This is a genomic window from Avibacterium sp. 20-129 (genome assembly GCF_026226845.1).
In the GTDB taxonomy this organism is placed as follows: Bacteria; Pseudomonadota; Gammaproteobacteria; order Enterobacterales; family Pasteurellaceae; genus Avibacterium.
In genome coordinates, this window is the sequence record NZ_JAKKOE010000003.1 from 313,816 (window position 1) to 334,569 (window position 20,754).

The following is a 20,754-nucleotide window of genomic DNA, read 5'->3' on the forward strand; positions in this document are numbered from 1 at the left end:
TGTGGGATAAATGTAAGGAATTGTCAATCAAACTAGAAAATGACGAGCATAACTAAATTGCTCATCATTTTTATCCATTAATCCAATAGTTTACCTTTCAATTCTGGAATTAAGAAAAGAGTAGCGATCATATCGATCACATAAATCAAGGCAAGGAAAGCAATCGCAGTAGAAAAAGAATAAGTCGCCACCACTGCCCCGACAACTACTGGGCCAAAGCCACCTACAGCACGTCCAAGATTAAACAACACATTTTGTGCAGTGGCACGAGCTTGGGTCGGATAGGCCTCTGCCATTAATGCACCATAGCCCCCCATCATTCCGTTTACAAACATTCCTAAGAATGCCCCCGCAATGAGCATAGCGCTTGGTTCAGTCAGTTGCGAATAAGTGATGACGCTGATAATCGCACCAAGCTGGAAAAGCAGAAAACTTGGCTTACGCCCGATTTTGTCGGCAAGACGGCCAAAAATCCAGATACCACTCATCATTCCACACACAGTTACCGCAGTCCAAACACCAGATTTAGTTAAACTGAACCCAAGCTGTTTAGAAAGGAAATTAGGTAACCAAATCATTATGCCGTAATAACCAAAATTTTGTACAGATGTAAGTATCACCACGCCCAAGCTCACTTTTGCTGTTTGCTTATCTTTCACCAATAATTGGAAAGACTCTCGGAATGCCTGCCATTTAGATTGTGTAGGATGTGTAGTGGAAAGTGCGGTCTGTTTTTCCGTAAAAACCTCTGGCTCGTGTAATTTTCTTCGTAAATACCACGCAACAAGAGCAGGGAAAATGCCCACAATAAACATTCCTCGCCAGCCGATTATTGGCAATAATAATGGGGTAAGCAGCACCGCGCCCAATACACCGATTTGCCACCCAAGAGCCACATAAGAAGCTGCTTTGGCACGATGTCGAGCAGGCCACGCTTCTGCCGCTAATGCCATTCCAATCCCAAATTCACCACCTAAGCCAATACCAGCAATAGTACGATAGATTAGTAAATCCCAATAGCCTTGAGCAAACGCACATAACCCTGTAAACACGGCAAAGAGAACAATTGTCCAAGTTAATACTCGCACACGTCCATAACGATCACTTAACGCACCAAAAATTATGCCACCGGCTACCGCTCCGATTAATGTCCAAGTAACTAAAGATCCTGCTTGGGCGCTTGATAATGCTAAATCAGCAGAAATGGCACTAAGCATAAAGCCAAGAATGAGTAAATCAAAACCGTCCATTGCATAGCCCACGGCAGAGCCAATCAAGGCTTTCCAGCCATAATCATTTACGTTGTTTTTCATAGATGTCCTTTTGCTACTCACGGGTAGCCTTTAAAGTGTTAAGAAAGGAGATTTGCTAATATGTACATAAAAGCACATCATAAAAGCGTGCATAGTGTAGTCAATTCGTTTGCGTTAAGCAATGAGAACAGACTAGAAAATGAAGAATAAAAAACAGCCTTGCAAATCATTACAAGGCTGTTAGAAAACTTATTCCACCGTAACCGCTTTAGCTAGATTACGAGGTTGATCCACATCAGTGCCTTTAATTAAGGCAATGTGATAAGAAAGGAGTTGTAACGGCACAGTGTAAAAAATGGGTGCAGTAACTTCATCAACTTTCGGCAATACGATCGTTTTAAAGCCTTCGCCATTGCTGAAACCCGCATCGTGATCTGCGAAAATATAAAGCTGACCACCACGAGCGCGAACTTCCTCAATATTTGATTTTACTTTTTCCAGTAAATCATTTTCTGGCGCAACCACAATCACAGGCATATCGCTATCAATTAGGGCTAATGGGCCGTGTTTTAATTCTCCTGCCGCATAGGCCTCTGCGTGAATATAAGAAATTTCTTTCAATTTCAATGCAGATTCCATTGCAATTGGGTAAAACTCACCACGTCCTAAGAATAATGTATGATGTTTTTCAGCAAAATCTTCAGAGAGTTTTTCAATCTGTTTATCAAAAACTAGCGCACTTTCAATTTGCGCTGGTAAGCGTTGTAGAGCCTGTACGATGTGATGTTCTTGTTCTTCACTCACGGTGCCTTTTAAACGCCCAATTGCTGCATTTAATAATAATAAGCAAGTTAATTGCGTGGTAAATGCTTTGGTGGATGCCACACCAATTTCCACCCCCGCACGGGTCATAAAGGCAAAATCAGATTCACGTACTAATGAAGAGCTTGCCACGTTACAGATGGTCATTGCTGTCATATAACCCGATTCTTTCGCTAAACGTAATGCAGCTAAAGTATCTGCCGTTTCTCCTGATTGTGAAAGGGTAATTAATAAACTGTTTGGACGTGTTACAAATTTGCGATAGCGGAATTCCGAAGCAATTTCCACATCACAGCTCACCCCAGCAATAGATTCAAACCAGTAGCGCGCAACCATACCTGCATTATACGATGTACCACAGGCAACAATTTGAATATGTTCCACTTTTTTCAAGATTTCTGCGGCATTAGGGCCAATGGCATCAATATTCACTTTACCATTGACGATGCGGCCATCTAAGGTATTCATAATTGCAACAGGCTGTTCAAAAATTTCTTTTTGCATATAGTGGCGATATTGTCCTTTATCTGCCGCATCCGCTTCAAAATGTCCTTCGTGTACTTCACGCTCAACGGCATTACCTTGCGCATCAAAAATTTGCACATCTCGGCGAGAAATTTCAGCAACATCACCTTCTTCTAAATAAATAAAACGACGTGTAACACTTAAGAGGGCAAGCGGATCAGAGGCAAGGAAATTTTCACCCACACCTAAGCCGATAACCAATGGGCTACCAGAACGAGCGACAACAAGATGTTCAGGTTCATCTTGATGCATCGCAACCATACCATAAGCGCCGCGCAATTGTGCCACGGTTTTTTGCACGGCGTCTAATAATGAGCTAGCAGTACGATATTCCCATTCTACTAGGTGTGCAATGACTTCTGTATCGGTTTGAGAAAGAAATACATAACCGCGTTTTTGCAATTCTTCACGCAATTCTTCGTAATTTTCAATAATACCATTATGTACAATAGCAATTTTACCAGAGCGATGTGGGTGAGCATTGGCTTCTGAAGGCTCACCGTGAGTAGCCCAACGTGTATGTGCAATCCCTGTTCCGCCTAAAATGGGGTTCGCTTCAATTGCTTCATCCAGCGCATTGACTTTCCCTACTCGGCGAACAATTTGCATATTATGATCTGCATCTAATACCGCCACACCCGCGGAATCATAACCACGGTATTCCAAACGATGTAATCCATCAACCAGAATTTCTGCTACATCACGTTGTGCTACTGCACCAACAATTCCACACATAAAATGTCCTTTGTTTCAATGTTAAAAAAATAATAAAAAATACTTAAAATTTAGACCGCACTTGCACAAATAACCTCTACGCCTTGTGCTTCGATTTGCTGTCTAATGTCTTCTGTCAACAAATCATCTGTGACTAATACATCAATTTGTTGCCAGGTTAATTCGATATTTGGCATTTTTCTGCCAATTTTTTGTGATTCCACCATAACGATAACTTCACGGGAAACATCCGCCATAACACGACTTAAATCCACTAATTCATTAAATGTCGTGGTACCGCGTTCAAGATCAATGCCATCTGCACCAATAAAGAGCTGATCAAAATTGTATGAACGTAACACCTGTGCGGCGACTTGCCCTTGAAAAGATTCAGAACGGGTATCCCAAGTCCCCCCTGTCATCAATAGCGTTGGTTCATTTTCTAAAGCACGCAACTGCGTGGCAACGGAAAGCGAGTTGGTCATCACGACCAAACCTTGCTTCTTATTGAGCTGATTGATCAATGCAGCGGTTGTGTTACCGCTATCAATGATGATGCGATTATGATCGGCAATCCGTTCTGCCGCTTTTTTTGCAATCGCTAACTTTCGTTTTGAAAGATGCTCATCTTGGTTTTCATCCAGCAATTCTTGCGGCATTAAAATCGCCCCACCATAACGGCGTACTAATACCCCATTTGCCTCAAGCGCAGTTAAATCTTTGCGAATAGTCACTTCTGAGGTGTCAAATAATTGCACAAGTTGCTCTACACTGACTTCACCTTGGCTTTGTAATAACTGCACAATACGATGACGGCGTTGCTGGGTATTTCTTGGCTGAATATTTCGTTTCATAACACTTAATCAGATTTAAATTTCGGTTCGGAATATTATAGAAAGAAAAGGAAAATGTAAATAGAAAATTGGTTAAAATAGAGAAGAAGGCTATTTATCAAGTAGCATAAATAAAAAACCCTGCTTATGCAGGGTCAGAAAAATAAAGACAATAATTATTTAATTGCGTCTTTTAAACCTTTACCAGCAACGAAAGCAGGCACTTTTGAAGCAGCGATTTTAATCTCTGCACCTGTTTGTGGATTACGACCAATACGCGCTTTACGCTCATTCACTTTAAATGTACCAAAGCCGATTAATTGAACTGGTTGACCTGCTTTTAAGCTCCCTGCGATAGCATCTAAAGTTGCTTCTAATGCAGCTTTAGCTTGTTTTTTATTTAACTCTGCTGCACTTGCAATTGCATCAATTAAATCCGTTTTGTTCATAAATTAGTACCTTCTCTATTTTCGATTAAATTAAGCGTATTAGGACATACCTAACACCTAAGTCTATTAAGAAATACTGTATTCACAGTGTGCTAAAGCATAAATCAACTTCGATATAAAACAAAGCAATAAATCGCAAAAATGTCGCCTAAATCACATTATTGGTTAAATTCTATACCGATATTTGAAATCCCTTCAGCTCGAATTTCATTTTTAAGGGCTAAAATCAAGGAAATATCACGCGCCTCGCTCTCTCGGAGCGTGCGATAGAGCTGCCATTGTACATCTAGTTCTTGCTCAATTTCTTCACTTGCTTTGAGTTCTTGCTCGGATAATTCCCGATCTAAATGCATTTCCAATAATCCAGTAACAGTTTGCAAAGAAATCAAACTCACTTGCACCGCGTGTTCTAAGGTTTCTCCCGCAATCAGGCTGTGTAATAATTCAGAAAGCGCCTCGCACGCATCAATCGCGGGCACTACACCATAAAAGTCGTAATTATTTACATCTGGGATAATCGCCTCAAACTTTTCTAACTGATTATCAAAATTGATGTTTGCCCCTTTCACGGTTAAATATTCCCAGGTTAAATTCAGAATATTTTGATAAACTCGACTTTGCTCAGGCTGTTCTGTTACTTGGCAAAAAAGCTGAAAATTCGGCAACATTCGTTCACATAGGCACGCCATAAAAGTGATATGCTGCCAACTTGCTAAATGTTCTAAGCGTTTATGAATAGGATTACGCATTGTTTGCCCTTATTTATGATAAGACTGAGAATAATGATGAATCGCATCAACGAAAATCTTCGGACTGATTTCAGGTACATCTTGATGAATACCGTGACCAAGATTAAAGATATGCCCGCTTCCTTCACCAAAATCCGCCAAAATTGACCGCACTTCTTGTTCAATGCGTTCAGGAGAAGCATAAAGCACGGAAGGATCCATATTACCTTGTAGTGCCACTTTATGCCCGATACGCTTTTTCGCCTCTGCGAGATCCACGGTCCAATCCAAACCAACTGCATCACAACCTGTGTTCGCGATATGTTCTAACCACAATCCGCCACCTTTGGTAAATAAGGTAACTGGTACTTTGCGTCCATCATAATGACGAATGAGGTTTTCCACAATTTTTCGCATATATTGTAGCGAAAATTCAAGATATTCACGATGCGCTAGCACACCACCCCAAGTGTCAAAAATCATCACTGATTGCGCACCTGCTTTAATTTGCGCATTGAGGTAAAGGGCAACGGAATCCGCTAATTTGTCGAGTAATAAATGCAAGGTTTTTGGATCGCTATAAAGCATTTTCTTAATTTTCGTGAAAGCCTTGCTGCTACCACCTTCCACCATATAAGTCGCAAGCGTCCAAGGGCTGCCAGAAAATCCAATTAACGGCACTTCGCCTTTGAGTTCACGGCGAATGGTTCGCACCGCATTCATCACATATTGCAATTCTTGTTCAGGATCAGGAATCGGCAAATTTTCCACCGCACTTCTATTTTCTATTGGATGGGCAAATTTTGGTCCTTCCCCAGCTCCAAAGCTCAAACCTAGCCCCATTGCATCTGGAATAGTGAGAATATCAGAAAACAAAATTGCAGCGTCCAAATTATAACGGCGTAAAGGTTGTAGCGTAACCTCACAAGCCAGCTCAGCATTACGACAAAGGGACATAAAATCCCCTGCTTGCGCACGTGTGGCTTTATATTCTGGTAAATAACGCCCTGCTTGACGCATCATCCATACTGGGGTCATATCCACAGGTTCACGCAGAAGCGCACGTAAATAACGATCATTTTTTAATTCAGACATCTTAACTTCCTTTATTTTTCTACCGCACTTTTATCATCAGCGGCACAAAGTGCCAGTGTGGCATTAATTAATTTCAACGCAATAGTGCCTTTTGGTGGCAAATTTGGCAAGGGTTTATCATAATCGAACCACTGTGCATCTTGAATCTCTGTTTCTTGCACACGAATCTCCCCCGAAACATAATCAGCTAAAAACCCCACCATTTGAGAATTAGGAAATGCCCAAGGTTGGCTACCAAAATAGCGAATATTTTTCACCTTGATTCCCGTTTCTTCAAACACTTCACGTTTTACCGTTTGCTCAAAACTCTCCCCCGCTTCCACAAAGCCCGCCAAGGTAGTGTACATTTTTTCTTGTTGATGACGCTGATGATTAGCGAGCAAAATCTGCTTACCACGGCGAACTGCCACGATAATTGAAGGGCAAATCACAGGATAAGTGCGGTAAGAACAGGCAGAGTTTTCACATTGCACCGCCAATTCGTCTTTCACCATTGCCATTTTCGTCCCACATTTCCCACAAAAGCGGTGAGTTTTTAGGAAATGATTAATTTCCACACCACGATTGAGCAAATTAAATTGTGTTTCAGGCAAATGCAACAAACTACGCAAAGACGTGTAAGTTCGTAAATCTTCCTGTTCTGCAACAAGCCAAAGTGGTTGATCATTCCAACGCCCAATCTCCATTGCTAAAAGCCCCGCTAATTGAAACGCTTCCGCCTTGCCCTCAGGTAATTTTTCATTTATCAGAAAAACATTTGATCCTTGGGTTAAAAGCCAAGCGCCTTGCGTTGTGGATGCAATAGGTTGCATAGAAAAATTCATAAAAACTCACCGCACTTTTGTTTTGCTCATTTAAGAATTGAGCTATTTTACAGGGTTACTCTGATTTCGCTATAAAAAAATGCCTTTTCCTACAAGTTTAATTAGCCCACTCTTTTCAAATACAATCAATGCTAGTTGTTTTACATAAAATTATTATGTCATTCCTAGATGACTCATCCAAATTTTTTTACGCAAAAAAAGAGCTATTTTAGTAATTCTAGGATTATTTTTAATTTAAAATATTTTGCTATTTACCCTTTACTTTAGAAGAATTTTAATAAATTCTCTCTCAGGAAATATTTACCTCAATCCTCTCATCTATCTCTAAGAAAATTGATACTTAATTGCCTAATAAAGCTCTAAAGCATTTAATTTCTTCACAAACAATCTCTTTTTCTATACTTTCCACCCCATAAAAAAACCTTACTATAAAAGGAAATACCGAAAATAATAAAACATATCAATCAATATAAAAATATGAAAGTAGCTATCATTAATAATGAAATAAAAGATAGTTAAATAACAAAAAACCTATATATTATACTTGATAGGCTTGTTTATAAAAATTAGAATAATAAAAAAACCTAAGGATATTAATATGAAAATTTTAGTTACTGGAGGTGCTGGATTTATTGGTTCAGCACTTGTTCGTTATCTTATCAATCAAACAAATGATCAAGTTTTTAATATTGATAAACTCACCTATGCAAGCTGTCTTGATAGCCTAAACACAGTACAAAACAATCCTCGATATAAATTTCAACAAGTTGATATTTGCAATAGTCATTTACTAAACAACGTCTTCTCGCAATATCAACCCGATGCAGTCATTCATCTTGCAGCAGAAACACACGTTGATCGCTCTATTTCGAATAGTTTACCTTTTATTCAAACAAATATTGTTGGAACCTATACTTTACTAGAAAACACATATAATTATTGGAAAATTTTAGACGAACAAAAACAAAAAAATTTTCGTTTTATTCATATATCTACCGATGAAGTTTATGGTGATTTACAAAAAGACCAACAACCTTTTAATGAAAATTCAATTTATGCTCCTAATAGCCCCTATTCAGCCTCTAAAGCCTCAAGCGATCATCTTGTCCGTGCTTGGTACAGAACTTTTGGGTTACCTACGATCATAACCCATTGTTCAAATAACTATGGACCATATCAATTTCCTGAAAAATTAATTCCGTTAATGATTTTAAATGCCTTATCTGGGAAACCATTACCTATTTATGGTAACGGTATGCAAATTAGAGATTGGCTTTTTGTGGAAGATCACGTTCAAGCTTTGCACTTAGTCTTAACTCAAGGTAAAATAGGCGAGATTTATAATATTGGTGGGCATAATGAAAGGACAAATCTCGAAATTGTTAAAACAATCTGTGAACATTTAGAAGAACTTGCTCCAAATAAACCTAATAATGTAAACCGATATGTAGATTTAATCACCTTTGTTGAAGATCGCTTAGGTCACGACCAACGTTATGCCATTAATACGTATAAAATTAATTCTGAACTAGGGTGGTACCCTCAAGAAACGTTTGACACAGGACTGCGCCAAACCATTTTATGGTATTTAGAACACCCAAATTTTTGGAAAAATACACACAATAAGTAAACTAAAACAATCTTGTAAACTAACGGAAATTAAAATGATTAAAAAATGTTTATTCCCCGCTGCGGGTTATGGGACACGATTTTTACCAGCCACCAAATCTATGCCTAAAGAAATGATGCCAATTGTGAATAAACCGTTGATTGAATATGGGGTAGATGAAGCAATCCAAGCTGGAATGCAAGATATGTGTATCGTAACAGGTCGCGGAAAATATTCCATCATGGATCACTTTGATAAGAGCTATGAATTAGAACATCAAATCCAAGGGACAAATAAAGAATCTTTGCTTGAAGATATTCGTAAAATTATCAACTCTGCAAGTTTTACTTTTATCCGTCAAGGGGAAATGCTTGGATTAGGACACGCGGTACTCGTTGGTAGAGAATTAGTTGGCAACGAACCTTTTGCTGTTGTTTTAGCTGACGATTTATGCATTAACGAACAAGGGCAAGGCGTTTTAGCACAAATGGTAGAATTATACAATCAATATGGCTGCACTATTGTTGCTGTTGAAGAAGTGCCAGAAGATGAAACGCATAAATATGGTGTGATTTCAGGCAAACCTATCAATGAGGATTTATTCCAAGTTGAAAATATGGTAGAAAAACCAGAAAAAGGCACTGCTCCAAGTAATCTGGCAATTATTGGACGTTATATTTTAACTCCCGATATCTTTGAGCTATTAGAGCATACCCCAGCGGGTAAAAATGGCGAAATTCAAATTACTGATGCTTTATTGCAACAAGCTAAACAAGGCAAAGTATTAGCCTATAAATTTAAAGGTAAACGCTTTGACTGTGGAAGCGTTGAAGGTTTCATTGAGGCAACCAACTATTGCTACCAAAATGTTTATCTTAAAGATACAGATATTAGCTTAGCCAAAGAAAGTACACATAAAATATAAGAATATCTATATGAATCAAGACTAAGATACAATTAAAAACATCTTAAAAAGTGTTTGCCGTACATTCTCTTTGGATATGATGTACTAACCTTAGTAGATATTTAAAATTGTCATAAGTATGGCAAGTACAATCAGCAATTTGTCTTACACTTAGCAATCATAAAATTCTAAAAAAAACAAAAAAGCTTCTAGCAGCAACTAGAAGCTTTTCCTTTTAAACAATCATATAACAACTAAATCGGTAAAATCTCTCGACCAAAATTTTCGTTAATCATTTCTGCAGCAGCGAGATAAAATGCGGCTAATGCTGTGATTAACCCTAAATACCCACCAATATTCACGATATGGTGATAACCAAAACCATCGCCGATTGCTAATGCGTAGAAAGTTAGCACAAGAAAGAAGAAGACCACACGTAACGCTTTTGGTTTGCTAAATGAGGCAATAAACATCATTAAAGTAAAAGTTCCCCAAGCAGCTAAATAACAACCTAAAAAGGCAGGGCTTGCGGTTGGCATAAATTGTACGAACAATGCCCAAGACCACCAAAATGCCCCATAGCTGATGAAAGCGGTGAAGCCAAAGGTATTGCCTTTGCGGTATTCCATTATACCTGCGATTAATTGTGCTGTTCCCCCAAAGGCGAATGCCATTGCTAACACAACAGAGATCCCATCTTGTTTAACAAAAATCCCTGCATTAATTAAACTTAATAACCATGTTGTTAAAGCAAAACCGCATAAGCCTAAAGGACCCGGATTTGCCAATTTTTCTGTTGTTTGAACTGTCATTTGTTTTCCTAGTTTGTTAGTAAAATGAAAGGGCGGATTATGCTTGATATTATTTTGAAAATAAAGCAATTTTATCGAAATTGAGAGGAAAAATTTAACTCAGATAACGTTTTAAGAGCGGTATAAAATTTATGAATTTTTCACCGCACTTTATATGCTTACCTAAATATTAATGCCCCTAATCCCAAGTAATAAAAAAGCCCGAAATGATATTCGGGCTTTCGATGACTTAAAGACTAAATTTTATTCTGCATCTTCTGCCATATTTAACATTTCTGCTAAACTTGCGGTGGCATCATCAGCACTGAATGTAAATTCAGAGGCAATGTCTTCATCTGAAACCATTGAGGCTTTCGTTGGTTGCTCAGGTTCTACAATACCCGCAGCACGGTTTTTCTGGCGTTGTTGGTGATACGCAAAACCTGTACCTGCTGGGATCAAACGACCAACGATAACGTTCTCTTTCAAGCCACGTAATTCATCGCGTTTACCTGCCACGGCTGCTTCCGTAAGCACGCGGGTGGTTTCTTGGAATGAGGCGGCTGAGATAAAGGATTCGGTCGCCAATGAGGCTTTGGTGATACCCAATAACTCACGCTCAAACTCAACCAATGGTTTACCTTCCGCTTCACGTTTTTGGTTAACCATTTTCACACGTGCAACTTCCACTTGCTCACCTTCTAAGAATTCAGAGTCATAAGCCTTCGTGATGATGGCTTTACGCAACATTTGGCGAACGATAACTTCGATATGTTTATCGTTAATTTTTACCCCTTGTAAGCGGTAAACTTCTTGCACTTCGTTCACAATGTAATCAGTCACTGCGTGTACACCGCGCAAACGTAGAATATCGTGTGGCGTTTCTGCACCATCAGAAATCAGATCCCCACGCTCTACCATTTCACCTTCAAATACGTTGAGCTGACGCCATTTTGGAATCATTTCTTCGTACACTTCACCTTCTGTTGGGGTGATAAGTAAGCGGCGTTTACCTTTGGTTTCTTTACCGAAGGAAACAATACCGGAAATTTCTGCTAAGATGGCTGGTTCTTTCGGTTTACGCGCTTCAAAGAGATCGGCTACGCGTGGAAGACCACCGGTAATATCTTTGGTTCCTGCTGATTCTTGTGGAATACGTGCAAGGGAATCCCCGACGTGAACCTCTGCACCATCTTCAAGGGTAACAATCGCTTTACCCGGTAAGGTGTACTGCGCTGGCATATCCGAACCTGCAATGAGAACATCATTACCTTGTGCATCGACTAGTTTGATAGTTGGACGTAAATCCTTACCGGCTGTTGCGCGTTCACCCACATCTTGTACGACGATTGAAGATAAACCTGTTAATTCATCGGTTTGACGAGTTACGGTTAAGCCATCAACAATATCAACAAATTTCACGAAACCTGATACTTCGGAAACCACTGGCATAGTATGTGGATCCCAGTTTGCGACGGTTTCGCCTGCGTTCACGTCATCACCGTCTGCTTTGTTTAATACTGCACCGTAAGGCACTTTATAATGCTCTTTGGTACGACCAAAGGCATCAATGACAGTTAATTCAGTGTTACGAGAAGTTAATACCAATTTGCCTTCTTTGTTGGTAACAAATTTCACGTTTGCTAAACGTAATGTACCGTTATTCTTAACTTGAATGCTTGATTCTTTTGCTGCCGCAGATGCCGCACCACCGATATGGAAGGTACGCATCGTTAGCTGTGTACCCGGCTCACCGATTGATTGCGCTGCAATAACGCCCACCGCTTCACCTTGGTTAATAAGGTGTCCGCGTGCCAGATCGCGCCCATAACATTTCGCACATACACCAAAGTTAGTATCACAGGTTACGACTGAACGTACTTTAATGCTATCAACGGAATTTTCATCAATGAGGTCACAAAGTTTTTCATCTAATAAGGTATTACGTGGGATTAAAACTTCATCTGTACCCGGTTTTAAGATGTCTTCTGCGGCAACACGACCTAATACGCGATCACGTAAAGGCTCTTTTACATCGCCCCCCTCAATTAATGGGGTCATTACGATACCTTCGTAAGTACCACAGTCATCTTCAATGATCACTAAATCTTGTGCCACATCCACTAAACGGCGAGTTAAGTAACCTGAGTTTGCCGTTTTCAGTGCGGTATCCGCCAAACCTTTACGCGCACCGTGGGTTGAAATAAAGTACTGAAGTACGTTTAGCCCTTCGCGGAAGTTCGCGGTAATTGGTGTTTCGATAATTGAGCCATCTGGACGAGCCATCAAACCACGCATACCAGCAAGCTGACGAATCTGTGCGGCAGAACCACGCGCCCCAGAATCAGCCATCATAAAGATACTGTTAAATGACGCTTGTTTTTCCAGCTCCCCTTCACGATTTACGACTTCTTCTTGTGAAAGGTTTTCCATCATCGCTTTAGCAACACGTTCATTTGCGGCTGCCCAAATATCGATGACTTTGTTATAACGCTCACCTGCGGTAACTAAACCTGATTGGAATTGCTCTTGAATTTCTGCAACTTCTTGTTCTGCGGCTGAAATAATTTCATATTTTTTCGCCGGGATCACCATATCATCAATACCGACTGATGAACCAGAACGCGCAGCATAAGCAAAACCAGTGTACATAATTTGGTCAGCAAATAGCACGCTCGCTTTTAATCCAAGACGACGATAACTTTCATTGATTAATTTAGAAATCGCTTTTTTGCCTAGGGTTTGATTGAATAAGCTAAATGGCATTCCTTTTGGTGCAATCATCCATAAAATGGCACGACCAATTGTGGTATCCACAAGGTTTGTTTGCGGAACAAACTCATCAGCAGCATCTTTCACATATTCTGTGATACGTACTTTCACACGAGAATGTAATTCTGCTTGTCCTGTACGATAAGCTTTTTCTGCTTCACGCGGATCTTGTAATAACATTCCTTCGCCTTTACCGTTCACTTTATCGCGTGTCATATAGTAAAGACCTAATACCACGTCTTGTGATGGTACGATAATCGGCTCACCATTAGCTGGTGAAAGAATGTTGTTGGTTGACATCATCAACGCACGCGCTTCAAGCTGAGCTTCAAGGGTTAATGGTACGTGAACCGCCATTTGGTCACCATCGAAGTCCGCATTGAATGCCGCACACACTAATGGGTGTAATTGAATCGCTTTACCTTCAATTAAGATTGGTTCAAAAGCCTGAATACCCAAACGGTGCAAGGTTGGCGCACGGTTTAATAAGATTGGGTGTTCACGAATCACTTCGGCTAAAATATCCCATACGATAGCATCTTCACGCTCAACCATTTTCTTCGCCGCTTTAATGGTTGTTGCAAAGCCACGGCTTTCTAATTTCGCGTAAATAAATGGACGGAATAATTCCAATGCCATTTTTTTCGGTAAACCACATTGATGTAGATGTAAGTATGGACCCACTGTAATTACAGAACGACCAGAATAATCAACACGTTTACCTAATAAGTTTTGACGGAAACGACCTTGTTTACCTTTGATCATATCCGCAAGTGATTTCAATGGACGACGGTTAGAACCCGTAATTGCACGACCACGACGGCCATTATCTAATAACGCATCGACAGACTCTTGTAACATCCGTTTTTCGTTACGCACAATAATATCCGGTGCAATCAAGTCTAATAAACGTTTTAAACGGTTATTACGGTTAATCACACGACGATATAAATCATTTAAATCAGATGTTGCAAAGCGTCCGCCATCAAGCGGTACTAATGGGCGTAAATCTGGTGGTAAAACAGGTAATACTGTCATCACCATCCACTCAGGTTTATTGCCTGATTGAATGAAAGATTCTAATAATTTTAAGCGTTTAGTAATTTTTTTACGTTTCGTCTCTGAATTGGTTTCTTGCAATTCTTCACGCAAGTTCTCGCATTCCACTTCTAGATCCATATCGCGTAATAACGCTTGGATCGCTTCCGCTCCCATTTTCGCTTCAAATTCGTCAGCCCAACGATCTTCAGCGTCCATATATTGTTCTTCCGTTAATAATTGACCTTTTTCCAGATCCGTCATTCCCGGTTCAGTAACAATGTAAGATTCAAAATAAAGTACACGTTCAATATCACGCAACGGCATATCTAATAATAAACCGATACGGGATGGTAAAGATTTTAAGAACCAAATGTGTGCAACTGGAGAAGCTAACTCAATATGTCCCATACGTTCACGACGAACTTTTGCTTGAGTAACTTCGACACCACATTTTTCACAGATCACACCACGGTGTTTTAAACGTTTATATTTTCCACATAAACATTCGTAGTCTTTTACTGGCCCGAAAATACGCGCACAGAAAAGCCCGTCACGCTCTGGTTTAAACGTACGGTAGTTGATAGTTTCAGGTTTTTTAACTTCACCAAATGACCAAGAACGGATCATATCCGGTGAGGCTAAACCAATTTTAATCACATCAAAATCTTCTGAAGTTTTTGATTGTGCTTTTAAAAACTTAACTAAGTCTTTCACAGATTTTGCTCCTGTCGGAGTTAAACTTATCCAAGTGCGGTGTAAAATTTCAACATTTTTTCACCGCACTTGAGCGTACTTTAGCTTTCGCTTATCAGATTATTCTTCGTCTAAGTCGATGTTAATACCCAGTGAACGAATTTCTTTCATAATTACGTTGAAAGATTCTGGCGTACCCGGATCCATTTGTTGGTTACCGCTCACGATATTTTTATACATCTTCGTACGACCATTCACATCATCAGATTTCACTGTAAGCATTTCTTGTAAGGTGTAAGCCGCACCATAAGCTTCGAGCGCCCATACCTCCATCTCACCGAAACGCTGACCACCAAATTGTGCTTTACCACCTAATGGTTGTTGCGTAACAAGACTATAAGAACCTGTTGAACGTGCGTGCATTTTGTCATCCACTAAGTGGTTCAATTTGAGCATATACATATAACCCACGGTTACAGGACGTTCAAATTTCTCACCGGTACGACCATCATATAAGGTGATTTGACCAGACGTTGGTAAGCCACCTAGCTCTAACAAGCCTTTAATTTCTGCTTCGTGCGCCCCGTCAAATACTGGTGTTGCTAATGGTAAACCTTTGCGTAAGTTTTGCGCTAAACGCATCACTTCTTCATCTGTAAAGGTTGAAAGATCCACTTTTTGTGAGCCACCACCTAAGTCATAGGCTTTTTGGATATAACCACGCAATTTCTCAACATCTTGTTTTTGTTTGATCATTGCATTGATTTGATCACCAATTCCTTTCGCCGCTAAACCTAAGTGTGTTTCAAGAATCTGACCAATGTTCATACGTGAAGGTACGCCCAGCGGGTTCAATACGATATCCACTGGCTGACCATTTTCGTCATACGGCATATCTTCAACTGGGTTAATTTTTGAGATAACCCCTTTGTTACCGTGACGACCCGCCATTTTATCACCCGGTTGGATTTGACGTTTCACCGCAAGATACACTTTCACCACTTTCAATACGCCCGGTGCAAGATCATCACCTTGGATAATTTTGCCACGTTTGACTTCAAGTTTGTGTTCAAAGTCTTTGCGAAGTTCTTCGTATTGTTCGGCTAATTGTTCTAATTGGCTTTGTTTGTCTTCATCTGAAAGGGTTTGTTCTAACCATTTTGTGCGTTCTAGTTTATCTAACTGCGCTTCAGAGATTCCGCCAGAAATTAATACGTTACGTACACGAGCAAATAAACCTGCTTCTAAGATCTCTAATTCTTCGACAAGATCTTTTTTCGCTTGTTTTAATTGCATTTCTTCAATTTCTAATGCACGTTTATCTTTTTCTACACCATCACGGGTGAAAACTTGAACGTCAATCACAGTACCTGATACGCTATTTGGTACGCGTAGTGAAGAATCTTTTACATCTGAGGCTTTTTCACCAAAGATGGCGCGTAATAATTTTTCTTCTGGGGTTAATTGGGTTTCACCTTTTGGTGTGACTTTACCCACAAGAATATCGCCGCCTTTTACTTCTGCACCGATATATACAATCCCTGATTCATCAAGTTTGCTTAATGCGGCCTCACCGACGTTTGGAATATCTGCGGTGATTTCTTCTGAACCCAGTTTAGTATCACGTGCCACACAAGAAAGTTCTTGAATATGAATAGTCGTGAAACGATCTTCTTGTACTACTCGCTCAGACACTAACATTGAGTCTTCAAAGTTATAACCATTCCAAGGCATAAATGCGACGCGCATATTTTGCCCAAGCGCAAGTTCACCTAAATCTGTTGATGGCCCATCAGCAAGGATTTCACCACGTTCAATAGGCTCACCTAATTGCACACAAGGAATTTGGTTGATACAGGTGTTTTGGTTAGAACGGGTATATTTCACAAGATTGTAAATATCAATCCCCGCTTCGCCTGCGACGGTTTCATCTTCGTTTACTTTAACCACGATACGTGAAGCATCAACATATTGGATTGTTCCACCGCGTTTTGCGACTACCGCTACCCCAGAGTCTAATGCCACAGGTTTTTCCATACCTGTACCGACTAATGGCTTATCTGCACGCAAGGTTGGCACGGCTTGGCGTTGCATGTTCGCCCCCATCAAGGCACGGTTTGCATCATCGTGCTCAAGGAATGGAATCAACGCTGCTGCCACAGAAACGATTTGCTGTGTTGATACGTCCATATAGTGAATTTCTTCTGGGCGATATAAACCAGATTCCCCATGCTCACCACGACAGGTTACGAAAGTATCGGTAAAGCGTAATTCCTCATCTAAATTTGAGTTTGCCTGTGCGATGATATATTTGCCTTCTTCAATGGCTGATAAGTATTCAATTTCTTCCGTAACTTGACCATTTACCACTTTGCGGTATGGGGTTTCTAAGAAACCGTAATCATTAGTACGCGCATACACCGCTAGCGAGTTGATCAAACCGATGTTTGGACCTTCAGGCGTTTCAATTGGACACACACGTCCATAATGGGTTGCGTGAACATCTCGCACCTCGAAGCCTGCACGTTCACGAGTTAAACCACCCGGTCCTAATGCAGAAATACGGCGTTTATGTGTCACTTCTGAAAGCGGGTTATTCTGATCCATAAATTGGGAAAGTTGTGATGAACCAAAGAATTCTTTCACCGCAGCTGAAATTGGTTTCGCATTAATTAAATCTTGTGGAGTTACTGCTTCAAGATCGCCTAAAGAAAGACGCTCTTTCACTGCACGCTCAACACGCACTAAACCAATACGGAATTGGTTTTCTGCCATTTCACCCACAGAACGAATACGGCGGTTACCTAAGTGGTCAATGTCATCAACTTCACCACGACCATTACGGATATCAATCAATTTACGCATTACATTGACAATATCTTCTTTACTTAAGATACCGCTGCCCGTTGTTTCTTCAATGCCTAAAGAGCGGTTGAATTTCATTCGACCTACCGCCGATAAATCATAGCGATCTGCCGAGAAGAAAAGATTATCAAACAAGCCTTCTGCTGCTTCTTTTGTTGGTGGCTCACCCGGACGCATCATACGATAAATTTCAACCAATGCACTCAAACGATCAGTGGTTGGATCAACGCGTAAGGTATCTGAAATATATGGACCGTAATCTAAATCGTTCGTAAATAGGGTTTCAATGGTTTTATAACCCGCTTGTGATAATTTTGCTAAAACCTCTAGTGTCATTTCACCATTGGCTGGACAAATCACTTCACCCGTTTCAAGATCAACATAGTCTTTCGCAGCCACTTTGCCTACAATGTATTCTGTTGGCACTTCAACCTGAGTCACATTGTCTTTTTCAAGCGCACGAATATGACGAGCGGTAATACGACGCCCCACTTCAACATAGGTTTTTCCATTTGCCACAATATCAAAAGTTGCCGTTTCACCACGCAATCTTTCTGGTACTAAGGTCATTAATAATTTGTTATCGTCAATTTGGAAAACGACTTTATCAAAGAATAAATCTAAAATTTCTTCTGTCGTGTAATTTAAAGCACGCAAAATAATGGTCGCAGGTAATTTACGACGACGGTCAATACGCGCATATAAGTTATCTTTTGGATCAAATTCAAAATCTAACCAAGAACCACGATAAGGAATAATACGTGCGTTATAAAGTACTTTTCCTGATGAGTGTGTTTTACCTTTGTCGCTATCAAAGAACACACCCGGGCTACGGTGTAATTGCGAAACGATTACACGTTCAGTACCATTAATCACAAATGTTCCATTATCTGTCATTAATGGGATTTCACCCATATACACTTCTTGTTCTTTAATATCTTTGATCGTACCCGGTGCGGCATCTTTATCATAGCTAACAAGACGCAATTTTACCCGTAATGGTGCAGCATAAGTGGTACCGCGAATTTGACATTCACGCACATCAAATACGGGTTCGCCTAAACGGTAGCTGACATATTGTAATTCTGTATTGCCATTATTGCTGACAATCGGGAATACAGAACGGAATGCCGCTTCTAGACCTTGCTGACCCTCAGGATCTCTTTGGATAAATTTATCAAAAGAATCAAGTTGAATTGTTAATAAATATGGTACATTTAAAACTTGCGGACGCTTGCCGAAGTCTTTACGAATACGTTTTTTCTCAGTATAGGAGTAACCCATTGGTTTTCCTCAATAAATTTTAGTGAGACCGAGTTGAAAGAAAATAAAAGTGCGGTCATTTTTTCGCTTATTTTCAATCAATGATGAATCCGTTTCCAGATACCGCACTCTGAACCTTACTTCTGATGAGCGGGTTGCCATCAAACTACCAGAAAACTAGCCTGATTCACGCAACAAAACGGTGATTATTCAGTATATTTTTAATCCAAACTATTTAGCGGAATTAAAAATGGCTGATAATTATATAAGAATGGATAAATAAAAGTCAAGTAACTAGTGCTATATAAATAAAAACCCCGATATTTCTATCGGGGCTTTTAGAACCAGAATTGGTCGCGGAAAAATCAAAATTATTTGATTTCTACTTGTGCGCCAGCTTCTTCTAATTCTTTCTTAAGTGCTTCAGCTTCTGCTTTAGCAATACCTTCTTTTAATACTGCTGGTGCAGATTCAACTAAGTCTTTCGCTTCTTTTAAGCCTAAGCCAGTTGCACCACGTACTGCTTTGATTACTGCTACTTTGTTTGCACCAGCTGCTGCAAGTACTACATCAAATTCAGTTTTCTCTTCTGCTGCAGCTGCGTCACCGCCTGCTGCTACTGCTACTGCAGCCGCTGCTGCTGAAACACCGAATTTTTCTTCCATCGCAGAGATTAATTCTACGATTTCAGTTACTGATTTAGAAGCAATCGCTTCAATGATTTGTTCGTTAGTTAATGACATAACAATCAATTCCTAAAGTAAATAAATTAAACCGAATAAGAAACGCTGTAATTAAGCTGCTTCTTGTAATTTGTCGCGTAATGCTGCAAGAGTGCGAACAAGTTTGCCTGCCGCAGCTTCTTTCATTGTACCCATTAAACGTGCAATTGCTTCTTCGTAAGTTGGTAATGTTGCTAAGAATTCAACATCTTGGATCTTACCTTCAAAGGCTGCACCTTTAATTTCAAACTTATCATTTGCTTTTGCAAAATCTTTGAACAAACGTGCTGCTGCACCTGGGTGTTCAGTAGAAAATGCGATAAGTGTTGGACCTACAAACGCATCTTTTAAGCATTCATAATCTGTGCCTTCAACTGCACGACGTAACAAGGTGTTACGCACAACACGCATTGAAACACCAGCTTCACGAGCTGCTTTACGTAATTCAGTCATTTTATCAACAGTCACACCACGGGAATCCGCGATAACTGCCGACAGGGCACCTTTGGCTGCTTCATTTACTTCAGCAACAATTGCTTGTTTGTCTTGAAGATTTAATGCCATTGGCTGTTAGCTCCTGATACACTCCGCCTAAGCGGAACTTCTAAAAAATCTCAAAAAAATAACCGCACTTTAAATTTGCGAGGTTTCTCTTTGAGGCTAAGGTGTCCAGAAGCAGAAAATTCTGTCTGTCCACCATCTACGCAGGCATTGCTATTAAGAAATGAAATCATTTCACCTACGGTCTTGGACGGGGCTTGATAGTAAGCACCATCAAAAATCTGCCGAAACAGATTTAGGTCGGGCATTATAGAGAGATTTATCATCAATGTAAATAAAAAGTTCCATTG

Annotated in this window: 14 protein-coding genes; 2 read left to right on the forward strand and 12 right to left on the reverse strand. The window is 40.0% G+C overall.

Annotated elements, in window-relative coordinates:
- Positions 1 to 77 precede the first annotated feature (77 nt).
- The 7 genes from L5B90_RS11120 to nudC form a co-directional block, all read right to left on the reverse strand.
- A complete protein-coding gene (locus L5B90_RS11120) occupies positions 78 to 1,313 on the reverse strand; it encodes an MFS transporter (RefSeq protein ID WP_265762960.1) in 1,236 nt (411 codons plus the stop codon).
- A 189-nt stretch (positions 1,314 to 1,502) separates the two neighbouring features.
- Complete coding sequence (glmS, locus tag L5B90_RS11125; protein ID WP_265762961.1) at positions 1,503 to 3,335, reverse strand: glutamine--fructose-6-phosphate transaminase (isomerizing); 1,833 nt, start codon at positions 3,333 to 3,335, stop codon at positions 1,503 to 1,505.
- A gap of 50 nt (positions 3,336 to 3,385) precedes the next feature.
- Positions 3,386 to 4,168 carry a DeoR/GlpR family DNA-binding transcription regulator gene (locus L5B90_RS11130; protein WP_265762962.1) on the reverse strand — a complete coding sequence of 261 codons (783 nt, stop codon included), beginning with the start codon at positions 4,166 to 4,168 and terminating at the stop codon, positions 3,386 to 3,388.
- Between the two features lie 155 nt (positions 4,169 to 4,323).
- Complete coding sequence (locus tag L5B90_RS11135; RefSeq protein WP_265762963.1) at positions 4,324 to 4,596, reverse strand: HU family DNA-binding protein; 273 nt, start codon at positions 4,594 to 4,596, stop codon at positions 4,324 to 4,326.
- Positions 4,597 to 4,754: 158 nt separating this feature from the next.
- Positions 4,755 to 5,345 (reverse strand): YjaG family protein, encoded by a 591-nt coding sequence (locus tag L5B90_RS11140; protein WP_265762965.1) that lies wholly within the window; start codon positions 5,343 to 5,345, stop codon positions 4,755 to 4,757.
- A 9-nt stretch (positions 5,346 to 5,354) separates the two neighbouring features.
- Positions 5,355 to 6,419 carry a uroporphyrinogen decarboxylase gene (hemE, locus tag L5B90_RS11145; RefSeq protein WP_265762966.1) on the reverse strand — a complete coding sequence of 355 codons (1,065 nt, stop codon included), beginning with the start codon at positions 6,417 to 6,419 and terminating at the stop codon, positions 5,355 to 5,357.
- 11 nt (positions 6,420 to 6,430) lie between these two features.
- Positions 6,431 to 7,231, reverse strand: coding sequence for an NAD(+) diphosphatase (gene nudC / locus L5B90_RS11150; RefSeq protein WP_265762985.1), 801 nt, complete (start codon positions 7,229 to 7,231; stop codon positions 6,431 to 6,433).
- A gap of 610 nt (positions 7,232 to 7,841) precedes the next feature.
- On the opposite strand from nudC, the gene rfbB reads away from it, so the two are divergent.
- Both rfbB and galU read left to right on the forward strand, forming a co-directional pair.
- Positions 7,842 to 8,873, forward strand: a complete 1,032-nt coding sequence (gene rfbB, locus L5B90_RS11155; RefSeq protein ID WP_265762967.1) for a dTDP-glucose 4,6-dehydratase — start codon at positions 7,842 to 7,844, stop codon at positions 8,871 to 8,873.
- Positions 8,874 to 8,907: 34 nt separating this feature from the next.
- Positions 8,908 to 9,777: a UTP--glucose-1-phosphate uridylyltransferase GalU gene (gene galU / locus L5B90_RS11160; protein WP_265762969.1), complete on the forward strand. Its 870-nt coding sequence runs from the start codon at positions 8,908 to 8,910 to the stop codon at positions 9,775 to 9,777.
- A gap of 233 nt (positions 9,778 to 10,010) precedes the next feature.
- Here the strand turns inward: galU and L5B90_RS11165 are convergent, their stop codons facing one another.
- The 5 genes from L5B90_RS11165 to rplJ all read right to left on the reverse strand — a co-directional run bounded on the left by L5B90_RS11165 (position 10,011) and on the right by rplJ (position 20,467).
- A complete protein-coding gene (locus L5B90_RS11165; RefSeq protein ID WP_265762986.1) occupies positions 10,011 to 10,616 on the reverse strand; it encodes an acetate uptake transporter in 606 nt (201 codons plus the stop codon).
- A 195-nt stretch (positions 10,617 to 10,811) separates the two neighbouring features.
- Complete coding sequence (gene rpoC / locus L5B90_RS11170) at positions 10,812 to 15,074, reverse strand: DNA-directed RNA polymerase subunit beta' (RefSeq protein ID WP_265762970.1); 4,263 nt, start codon at positions 15,072 to 15,074, stop codon at positions 10,812 to 10,814.
- Positions 15,075 to 15,173: 99 nt separating this feature from the next.
- Positions 15,174 to 19,202: a DNA-directed RNA polymerase subunit beta gene (gene rpoB / locus L5B90_RS11175; protein WP_265762971.1), complete on the reverse strand. Its 4,029-nt coding sequence runs from the start codon at positions 19,200 to 19,202 to the stop codon at positions 15,174 to 15,176.
- Between the two features lie 350 nt (positions 19,203 to 19,552).
- Positions 19,553 to 19,924, reverse strand: a complete 372-nt coding sequence (gene rplL, locus L5B90_RS11180; protein ID WP_265762972.1) for a 50S ribosomal protein L7/L12 — start codon at positions 19,922 to 19,924, stop codon at positions 19,553 to 19,555.
- Positions 19,925 to 19,975: 51 nt separating this feature from the next.
- Positions 19,976 to 20,467: a 50S ribosomal protein L10 gene (gene rplJ / locus L5B90_RS11185; protein WP_103854415.1), complete on the reverse strand. Its 492-nt coding sequence runs from the start codon at positions 20,465 to 20,467 to the stop codon at positions 19,976 to 19,978.
- Between the last annotated feature and the right edge of the window lie 287 nt (positions 20,468 to 20,754).